The organism is Vibrio sp. 10N.261.52.A1 (genome assembly GCF_002876325.1).
GTDB classification, from domain to species: domain Bacteria; phylum Pseudomonadota; class Gammaproteobacteria; order Enterobacterales; family Vibrionaceae; genus Vibrio; species Vibrio chagasii.
Genome location: NZ_MCYD01001075.1, coordinates 1 through 9507, shown reverse-complemented (window position 1 = coordinate 9507; position 9507 = coordinate 1). Strand labels below are relative to the sequence as shown.

At 45.6% G+C, this 9507-nt stretch carries 8 protein-coding genes; 4 read left to right on the top strand and 4 right to left on the bottom strand.

The window, feature by feature from the left end:
* The first annotated feature begins 70 nt into the window (after window positions 1-70).
* A complete protein-coding gene (locus BCT81_RS23220) occupies window positions 71-2926 on the top strand; it encodes an FAD-binding and (Fe-S)-binding domain-containing protein (protein WP_102426005.1) in 2856 nt (951 codons plus the stop codon).
* A gap of 488 nt (window positions 2927-3414) precedes the next feature.
* Here the strand turns inward: BCT81_RS23220 and BCT81_RS23210 are convergent, their stop codons facing one another.
* Together BCT81_RS23210 and BCT81_RS23205 are read right to left on the bottom strand one after the other, a co-directional pair.
* A complete protein-coding gene (locus BCT81_RS23210) occupies window positions 3415-3660 on the bottom strand; it encodes a hypothetical protein (protein ID WP_004737054.1) in 246 nt (81 codons plus the stop codon).
* Between the two features lie 23 nt (window positions 3661-3683).
* Window positions 3684-4553, bottom strand: a complete 870-nt coding sequence (locus BCT81_RS23205; RefSeq protein ID WP_102426003.1) for a GyrI-like domain-containing protein — start codon at window positions 4551-4553, stop codon at window positions 3684-3686.
* Between the two features lie 115 nt (window positions 4554-4668).
* Here BCT81_RS23205 and BCT81_RS23200 point away from each other — a divergent pair, with 115 nt between their 5' ends.
* The 3 genes from BCT81_RS23200 (at window position 4669) to BCT81_RS23190 (ending at window position 7481) form a co-directional block, all read left to right on the top strand.
* Window positions 4669-5817, top strand: coding sequence for a PLP-dependent aminotransferase family protein (locus BCT81_RS23200; protein WP_102426002.1), 1149 nt, complete (start codon window positions 4669-4671; stop codon window positions 5815-5817).
* 260 nt (window positions 5818-6077) lie between these two features.
* Window positions 6078-7067, top strand: coding sequence for a rhodanese-related sulfurtransferase (locus tag BCT81_RS23195; RefSeq protein ID WP_102426001.1), 990 nt, complete (start codon window positions 6078-6080; stop codon window positions 7065-7067).
* A gap of 156 nt (window positions 7068-7223) precedes the next feature.
* Window positions 7224-7481 (top strand): YdcH family protein, encoded by a 258-nt coding sequence (locus tag BCT81_RS23190; RefSeq protein WP_032498145.1) that lies wholly within the window; start codon window positions 7224-7226, stop codon window positions 7479-7481.
* Between the two features lie 54 nt (window positions 7482-7535).
* Here BCT81_RS23190 and BCT81_RS23185 read toward each other — a convergent pair whose 3' ends face one another.
* Window positions 7536-8810 (bottom strand): HAMP domain-containing sensor histidine kinase, encoded by a 1275-nt coding sequence (locus tag BCT81_RS23185; RefSeq protein ID WP_102426000.1) that lies wholly within the window; start codon window positions 8808-8810, stop codon window positions 7536-7538.
* A complete protein-coding gene (locus BCT81_RS23180; protein ID WP_102425999.1) occupies window positions 8782-9450 on the bottom strand; it encodes a response regulator transcription factor in 669 nt (222 codons plus the stop codon). Before BCT81_RS23180 ends, BCT81_RS23185 begins: the two co-directional genes overlap by 29 nt.
* Window positions 9451-9507: the final 57 nt, after the last annotated feature.

The window sequence follows — 9507 nt, the reverse complement described above, 5'->3', positions numbered from 1 at the left end:
GAACAAAATTTAACCACGAAAGGTCAACACGCCCTAACCAGTGCCAAATAAGAAGCACAAGGAAGCAAAGATGGAGACAAACACATCCCATGAGCGAGTAATTGACGTTAAAGCTTATCAGCAGCTTGAGGCGATACTGGCTCAAAAAATAGAAACAGAACGCATTGTCACGCAAGAGGCAAAGCGATTGGCTTATGGCACCGATGCGAGTTTTTATCGCTTGGTGCCGAAAATGGTTCTAAGACTTAAAAACTTAGAGGAAGTGATATTCACGATTCAAAGCTGTCGTGAGCTGGGCATTCATTTTACCTTTCGCGCGGCAGGTACCAGCCTTTCAGGACAAGCGGTTTCAGATTCAGTACTTATCACTCTGACCGACGATTGGCGCGGCCATGAGATTGTCGATAACGGCAACCAGATCATTCTTCAACCCGGCGTAATTGGCGCCGACGCCAACAAATACCTTGCCCCGTTTCAACGTAAAATCGGCCCAGATCCAGCCTCTATCAACACCTGTAAGATTGGTGGTATTGCCGCGAATAACGCCAGCGGTATGTGTTGTGGTACCGCGCAAAACTCCTATCGTACTGTAGAAAGCATGAAAGTCGTCCTAAGCGATGGCACCCTGCTCGATACCGCAGACAGTGCTAGCGTTGAATCATTCAAGCAGTCACACAAAACGCTGTTTGATGGTATTGCTGAATTACACCGTCAAACCAGCTCAAATCAAGAACTCGCCGACAGAATCCGCCACAAGTATCGCCTTAAAAACACCACGGGCTACGCACTCAATGCATTGGTCGATTACCACGACCCAATCGAAATCATTAAACACCTGATGATCGGTTCAGAGGGCACGCTAGGCTTCATCGCCGAGATCACTTACAACACGGTGATTGAACACCCGAACAAAGCCTCTGCTCTGCTGGTGTTTGCGGACATCGAGCAAGCTAGTAAAGCCGTGACTACGCTATCCAAAACTCCGGTTGCGGCTGTTGAGTTAATGGACGGTAGAGCGCTACGTTCTGTCGCGGATAAACCGGGTATGCCTGCGTTCATGCCAAGCCTAGATCTAGAAGCAGCAGCTATTTTGGTGGAATCACACGCCAGCTCCCAGCAGGACTTAGATTTACAATGTAAATCAATTTTGGATGCATTAGCTGATTACACGATTGTCGAATCTGTCCCTTTCACGTCCGATCCTAAGACTGTCGCTACCCTGTGGGGCATCCGTAAAGGCATGTTCCCGGCCGTTGGCGCAGTGCGTGAAGTCGGCACGACGGTCATCATTGAAGATGTTGCTTTCCCAGTCGAAAATCTTGCAAATGGCATTCGAGAGCTGCAAGAGCTGTTCGATAAATACGACTACAGCGAGGCGATCATTTTTGGCCACGCTCTGGAAGGCAACCTGCACTTTGTGTTTACCCAAGGTTTTGATAGCCAAGAAGAGATCGACCGTTACGGTGGTTTCATGGATGACGTAGCCGAGCTTGTCGCCGTGAAATATCAAGGATCTCTGAAAGCGGAACACGGCACAGGCCGTAACATGGCACCTTACGTGGAGTTGGAATGGGGCAAAGATGGTTACGCCTTGATGCAACAGATCAAAGCGCTGTTCGACCCAGAAAGGTTGCTCAATCCTGGCGTTATCATCAACGACAACCCAAACTCCCACATCACAGACTTAAAGCCAATGCCAGCTGCCGACGATCTTGTCGACCGCTGTATTGAGTGTGGATTCTGTGAGCCAGTCTGCCCGTCTCGCACACTGACCTTGTCACCTCGCCAACGCATCGTGTTGTACCGAGAACTGCAACGCCGCCGAGAAGCAGGTGAAGAGATAGAAGCCAGCGAACTAGAAAAAACCTTTGAATACCAAGGCATTGATACCTGTGCGGCAACAGGCCTGTGTGCCGAGCGTTGTCCGGTAGGCATTAATACGGGAGACTTGGTGAAGAAGCTTCGTGTTGCCAAGTATGAGAAGTTCACACCAATCGCCAAATGGACAGCGGATCATTTCTCGACCACCACGAAACTGACCAAGGCAGGTCTCAAAACCAATCAAGTAGCGAGTAAAGTTCTGGGCGCAAACACGGTCGGCAAGCTTACCAATGGCCTGCGCTCAGTGACCAAAGGCGCAACGCCAGTTTGGATGCCAGAGATGCCGCAGTCCAACAGTCACACTCTCACGGCTTCACCAATGACAGCCGAAACTTCTAATGACGCAAAGAAAGTGGTTTACCTCCCGTCGTGTGCTAGCCGAACCATGGGTCAACAAAATGATGCGGTTGATCAACGCCCTCTTACTGAAGTGACCATGTCTCTGCTCAACAAAGCTGGATTTGAAGTCATCCTGCCGAAGAAATTAGACGATCAATGTTGCGGTATGCCTTACGACAGCAAAGGGATGAACGATATAGCCCAATCTAAAGCACAACAGCTCGAAGAAGTGTTGTGGCAAGCGAGTCGTCAGGGTGAATACCCAGTATTGATGGACACCAGCCCGTGTACCAAACGCAGTATTGAGCAGTTCACTAAGCCCTTAGAAGTTCTGGAGCCGACAGGCTTTGTGAATCAATATTTACTTGAACATCTGACGCTTGAGCCACTGAAAGAGACCGTGATGCTTCATGTCACTTGTAGCTCTCGCCGAATGGGCTTAGAGGGCGCGATGTTAAACCTCGCTAAAGCCTGTACTGAAGAAGTGATTGTTCCTGAGCATATTCAATGTTGTGGCTGGGCGGGTGACAAAGGCTTCACTACGCCTGAACTGAATGAAGCAGCGGTGCACCCACTTAAGGAACAAGTACCGAGCAACTGTACTCGTGGATTCAGTAACAGCCGAACTTGTGAGATCGGTTTGTCGCATCACAGTGGCATTCCGTATCAATCAATCTTGTACTTGGTGGATGAAGTTGCGCAGTAGCCAGACTTTAAAAGCGAGACACACTCTAGATAAAAAGGTTGCCTGAACGGCAACCTTCTGTGGCTCTAGTTAAAGCTCCCTCATGATGATTTGACAATATATGTCGTTTTCTGGGCAAAGGTTCAAAGAATTGTTCATTTCGTTGTTGAGTTCTTGAGCGTGACTGGTAGAAGCCAACATGAGTTGTATCAGTGCGGCCAAAATGGTTGTTTTCTTCATTACTGTTTTTCCCAATGTATACTGAAACAGAGAGCCCTTAAAATTTAAGTATATTAAAGCTGGCTCACTCCGAAGAACCATACTATTCAGAACTTTAAACATGAATGCCCATTTCTTAAAAAAGACAATGGAAGACTCAAAGCCGCATGAACTTTCTTGAATAATGACTACCAGTCCGAACCAAGCTAAGTTTAGTGATAAGCGATATTAAGGATTTTCAATATGTTACAATGCACTTTGTTTAAACGAGACCATACTCATCGCTATGGTTACGCACTAATGAGTGTCGCTAACTCTTGCGCAGAATAGTGCTCAGCCTCTTGACCTCTGCTGACCAAATCAATCACTTGAAGTTCACTCATATCACCAAACTCTTTGGCCAAGTAATCACGAAACGCTTTTTCGTTCGGCCATTTTCCTCGCACGATATAACCCTCTTCTTTGTCGAAATCTTCCGTTTCAAAGAAAGAAAAATCAGTCATACCAATATTGTGACAATACAAAACGAGATACATGTTTACTCCTCAAAATGGGTGGATTAATAAAAACTTACCGGAAGATAGAAATCAAGTTCAAACACTTCATCACTATTTAGGAAATGATTCTGATGATAATGCACATAGGCGGGAGTTGAACGCTGCTTGAAGCCTGATGTAGGTAACCATTTTTCTAATACCATACTGATTTGTGGTAGCAACTCTCCATAACGGCCATTGAGTCGAAACACGGCATGCAAACCACCGGGAATCACCATCTGATTAACCACGCTACGGTACTTAATCGGTTCACTGATCGCGATACACGCCACATAGCGACACTGGTCCATCTCGACCCAAGCAGGGTTTGAATGGTGCAAACCAAACTGGGTCGAAAAATCACGTTGCTCAGAGTTCGCCCACGCTTTCAATATCAACCACGCATTGCGAATAGAACGGTTATAGCCAGTGTGGCGAACATAGGCTGCCATACGTTCAGGTGTTTCCACTATTTTGGGTTCGGGTAGTATCCGCTGTGCGACATTTTGATAACCCGCCGCCACTTCAGGATCTTTCAAATAAGGCTTTTCGGCGATCTGTAAATCGTGTTTGCGCCACTCGCCCGGAGACATATTAAAGGTCGCTTTAAACGCTCGGCTAAACGAAGACACCGAACTGAAACCACATTTATTGGCTATCTCAACCACCGACGAGCGGGTATCGAACATCAACTGATTAGCGGCATACTCCATTCGGGTACGTCGAATGTATTGATGTAACGACTCCCCCACCACACTTTTGAACGTGCGATGAAAATGTTGCTCTGAGTAAGCCGCAATCTCAGATAGCGCTTTGGCAGACAACGGCTGACTGATGTCTTGATGAATATGGAACAGAACATCATTGATTCGAGATATATGTTGACGTGACATCGTTTAAATAGCATAAATGGACATGTTTAAGAGCATAAATGGACACGCTAGTTTTTACAATTGCCGTGTAATATCAAGCGATAGAATAAAAACGGAAAACGACGAGACACAACACATGGAAATCGCACAGTCATTACAACAAATTCAATCTTCATATATTCGAGAGATCCTCGCTGCAGCAAGCGATCCAAACGTCATCTCGTTAGCAGGTGGTCTGCCGGATGAGAAAACATTCCCAATCGATTTAATGAAGCCAACGCTAGAAAATCTAGCGAACATGCCTGAAGTTTTCCAATACGGCTCTACGGCTGGTTACGGCCCATTGCTTGACCATCTAACGCAAAGCTACCAATTGCCTGACACTCACACAGCGATGATCTGTACAGGCTCTCAGCAAGGTCTAGATTTGATTGCTCGTGCATATGTTGACCCGAATGATGTAGTTGTGATGGAAGCGCCGAGCTACTTAGGTGCGATGCAAGTGTTTGGCTTGGTTCAAGCAAACATTGTGACTGTGTCTCAAACCGAATTTGGCCCTAACCTAGATGAACTAGAAACGTGCTTTGCCGAGCAATCGCCAAAGATGTTCTACGCGGTGCCAGATTTCCATAACCCAACGGGCGTATGTTGGACAACAGAGACTCGCCAAAAAGTGGCAGAGCTGTGTATCAAATACAACGTGGCGTTCATTGAAGATGCACCATACCGAGAGCTACGTTTCACAGGCACAGAGCTGCCGTTGGTTTCGTCTTTCTGCCCTGATAACTCTATCGTTCTTCGTTCATTCTCTAAGATTGCATCACCTGGTTTACGTATCGGTGCGGTAACAGGCAAGCGCAGCTACCTTGAGCCACTGATCAAGGTGAAGCAAGGCGCAGATTTGCACTCAAGCGTTCCGATGCAGGCCCTACTGCTTGGCCTTCTAAAGCACCAAGACTTTAACGTACACATGGAAAGCATCCGTTCACTGTACAAGTCTCGCTATGAAGTGCTGTTTTCAGAACTAGAAAAACAACTGCCTGCTAACTGTGTATTGAAAGCCGTAGATGGCGGGATGTTCATTTGGGTTGAAATTCCAGAGTGCGATACTTTTGAATTGGCTAAGACCCTACTTTCAAATGGTGTAGCCGTTGTACCAAGCCCAGTATTCTATCCAAAACCAGATGGAGCAAAAGCCGCACTGCGCTTAAACTTCACTAACGCTAATCCAGAAGAGCTGACTGAAGCGGTGAAACGCTTAGCGGAAGTACTTAACCAAGCGTAGTCGCTAATTAAGTAAGACAGATTCAACACAAGCCCTGCTGTATTTGTACAGCAGGGCTTTTTCGTTCCTCAAACCATAAACCCACAATAAAACAGGTGATAAATAGCCCTACACTTGGTTGGTTTTTGTCCTACATAGCCTTAGTTATACTGCGGCGGATTTTAATAAGCCATCATGACGAGCTAGGCTTCAATGTCCAGCTATGATCAGAATAGGCAACCGCTCTGGATTTACGTTCCAGCTCGCAGAAAGGAAAAACCATGTCTCAATATGTTGTATGTGCTCTGTATAAATTCGTAGCACTTGATGATTACCAAGAAATTCGCCAACCGCTAACTGAGCTTCTAGAAGCGAATAACATTCGCGGTACTTTGTTACTCGCAAGTGAAGGTATCAACGGTACCGTTGCAGGTAAGCGCGAATCTATCGACGCTCTTCTTCAATGGTTCAAGCAAGACTCTCGCTTAGCGGATGTTGTTTACAAAGAGTCGTTCAACGACGAACAACCATTCAACCGCACCAAGGTTAAGCTTAAGAAAGAGATCGTAACCATGGGTGTTGAAGGCATCGACCCTCGCCATGTTGTTGGTACTTACGTTAAGCCAAACGAATGGAATGACCTTATCTCAGATCCAGATGTGATCTTGGTTGATACTCGTAACGACTACGAAGTAGATATCGGCACATTCAAAAACGCAGTAAACCCAAATACGGAAACTTTCCGTGAATTCCCTCAATACGTTGAAGATAATCTAGACCCGAAGAAGCACAAGAAAGTCGCGATGTTCTGTACAGGTGGTATTCGTTGTGAAAAATCAACGGCCTACATGAAAGAGCAAGGCTTTGAAGAGGTTTACCACCTTGAAGGCGGCATTCTAAAGTACCTAGAAGAAGTACCTGAAGAAGAGAGCATGTGGGAAGGCGATTGCTACGTGTTTGATGGTCGTGTTGCCGTTAACCACCAGCTAGAAAAGAGTGGCTACGATGTATGTAACGCTTGTCGTCTACCAATCACAGAAGAAGACAAAGCCTCTGAGCATTTCGAGAAAGGCGTAAGCTGTCCTAAGTGTTTTGATAAGCACTCTGAGGAGCAGAAAGCGCGTTTCCGTGAACGTGAAAAGCAAGTACAGCTATCAAATGCGCGTGGTGAAACCCACGTAGGTGGCGATGCTGCTCACCTAATCGAACAGCGCAAAAAAGAAAAACTGGCACACAAAGAGCAACAACGTTCTGGTAAGAAAGCTCAGTAATATTTGATTCTGCTGAAATAACAAAGGGCATTAACGTATCCACAATGGAAGGTTAATGCCCTTTTTTGATCCTACTCTCGCTTTGTGTTTAGGGACACATTTATCTTCAAAAATAGGTTCTATACTGAAGTTAATTTGATGAAAGAGGAAGTGCCAATGCTCAATGAAAACCATGCCTTTATCTTAGATTTCCCAGAGCTAAAATTAGACATTGTTCAACTCAACCACGACGACGAAACCTTCAAAGCGGACATGCAGAAATACCATCAACTCGACTACGACATCCGTCAGCTTGAGATCTCGGGTAGCCCAATTGATGACGACAGCATGCACAACCTAAAAGTAGAACGCATGGAGCTCAAAGACTCGCTTCACAAGCAACTCACTCGACATCACGCCCTGAAAATGGTGTAGCCATACAAACACTTAGTGTGGCCGCAATCGTCACACTAAGTGATTAGCTAAACGTTAAGTTACCTTATCCCCATCAGAAAAATTCAAATAGGTATGAAACCTCTCGCCATCATCTCGGGTTTCAAAATGCCAATTCATACGCTCACAAATACGCTGAACAATAATCAGACCACAGCCGTAGCCTGCGTTATAGGTTTCGTTACCATCATGCCTATTGACGATCACCAACTCTTTCTCAATCAATTGAATATCAATGTCGCCGATACTGTAGCTAAATGCATTCTTGATTAAGTTGTTCATGACCACGGTGATGAAGCTTTCAGGCGCATACACGGTAGCTGATCTTGAAACGTTAAGGCGGTAGCTCGCATCCTGTTTGGCAAACAAAATTGCCAACTCTTTCAGTTGCTGTCGGACCATGGTTTCTAAATCATGCTCAGAGAAGCGGTGTTCATCGACACTTTCTTTCCCAAGCAGCAAAAACATCTCAGTCAGAACACGCATTTGTTCACTGGCTTCTTGAACTCGATTGATAGCTTTCAACGCCACAGGAGGCTGGTTGTCGACTTTGGCGAGTAAATCTGCAGAACCTTGAATTACCATGATTGGCGTACGAAGTTCATGAGCGGCAAAGCGACTAAACTCCTCTTCTCGCTGAAAGTAGCCCGATATATCGTTTTTAGAATCGAGTAGAGTTTGCTCGATATGACGGGTTTCCGCGTAACCAGTTGTCACCTCAAAAGAAGGCTGGTCGGGCTGCATTAAACTGATTTTTTGCTCTATCTGATTCAGTGGACGTGACAATGAACGCACGACATAAACACTATAAAAAACCATAGCCAAGGAAATAAAGCCCCCCAACAGCATGGTGTAATAGTGGAGGCTCCACTCGTAGTTATCTAGGTAATCATCTGCATCATCTTGAAAGACGATGTACATCATCCCCTTGCCCGAAGGATGCTTCAAAACGATGAAATGTTTGTCCTCCGCCCCCAGAAGGTATTCATAGAAGCCTGGTGTTTTATAGTAACTTAACCAACGGGGTAATTCGTTCTCGCTCCAATAGGTGGAGAACTCATTCGGATTGGGCAATAAGGTATTTTCACCATATAACTCATACTCTGCGGTATAGCGGCTCGCTTCGGTATCTAACCAGTGGTGTAAGCTAATGACTTCCATCTGGTTTTCGGCCAAATAAATGGCTGTCCAGAACATGCTGAACATAACAAGTGTCATGATCCCAAAGCTTCTACGAATTTTCTTGTAGATACTTGGGTACGTGCTTTCTTTGACTGAGCTTTTACGCTTTAAGTCGGTATCCTTGTCCATGAATCGTCTCTAATCTTGAATGCTCAAAACCCTTATCAAGCGCATTTCGTAAACCATAAATGTGGCTTCTTAATGCATCACTCGATGGAGATTCGTCTCCCCAAACTGAGTCAATTACTTCTCTGCGCGACACTATTGCTGGGGCGTGTCGAATAAGCACTTTCAATATTTTCAGTTGAATACGACTTAGCTTAATCGGGTTGTCACCACGGAACACTTCATCGGTTTGAGAGTCCATCGTGATATCGGCAAAGCGCACCTTACCAACATCTAGCCTAGGACCACGGCTTGCCAATGCGTGCAGTCGTAAACTCAATTCTTGCATCGCGAAAGGTTTCAGCAAGTAGTCATCACCACCCGCTTGGAATGCTGCAATTTTGTCGTCCAGCTGCTCTTTTGCTGTCAGAAACAGAATAGGAGTACGACATGCCTGCTCTTGTCGCAGCTTTCTGACTGTCGAAATGCCATCTAATTTTGGCATCATGATATCCATAATAATGACATCGTAATGGTTTTCAGCCACTAGCTTTAATGCCGCTTCGCCATGATATGCGCAGTCAATACCAATACCTTCTAACTCGAGATAATCAGCAATGGTTTCAGAGACACTATGGTTATCGTCAACAATCAAAACTTTCATCGATTTATTTCACCTTTCTTCACGAGTGCTTCACGTTCGAGTTTATAAGATAGCGCC

Coding starts and splice junctions, on each gene's coding strand:
- BCT81_RS23220 (WP_102426005.1), top strand. CDS start 71: ATGGAGACAAACACATCCCATGAGCGAGTAATTGACGTTAAAGCTTAT.
- BCT81_RS23210 (WP_004737054.1), bottom strand. CDS start 3,660: ATGTATCTCGTTTTGTATTGTCACAATATTGGTATGACTGATTTTTCT.
- BCT81_RS23205 (WP_102426003.1), bottom strand. CDS start 4,553: ATGTCACGTCAACATATATCTCGAATCAATGATGTTCTGTTCCATATT.
- BCT81_RS23200 (WP_102426002.1), top strand. CDS start 4,669: ATGGAAATCGCACAGTCATTACAACAAATTCAATCTTCATATATTCGA.
- BCT81_RS23195 (WP_102426001.1), top strand. CDS start 6,078: ATGTCTCAATATGTTGTATGTGCTCTGTATAAATTCGTAGCACTTGAT.
- BCT81_RS23190 (WP_032498145.1), top strand. CDS start 7,224: ATGCTCAATGAAAACCATGCCTTTATCTTAGATTTCCCAGAGCTAAAA.
- BCT81_RS23185 (WP_102426000.1), bottom strand. CDS start 8,810: ATGGACAAGGATACCGACTTAAAGCGTAAAAGCTCAGTCAAAGAAAGC.
- BCT81_RS23180 (WP_102425999.1), bottom strand. CDS start 9,450: ATGAAAGTTTTGATTGTTGACGATAACCATAGTGTCTCTGAAACCATT.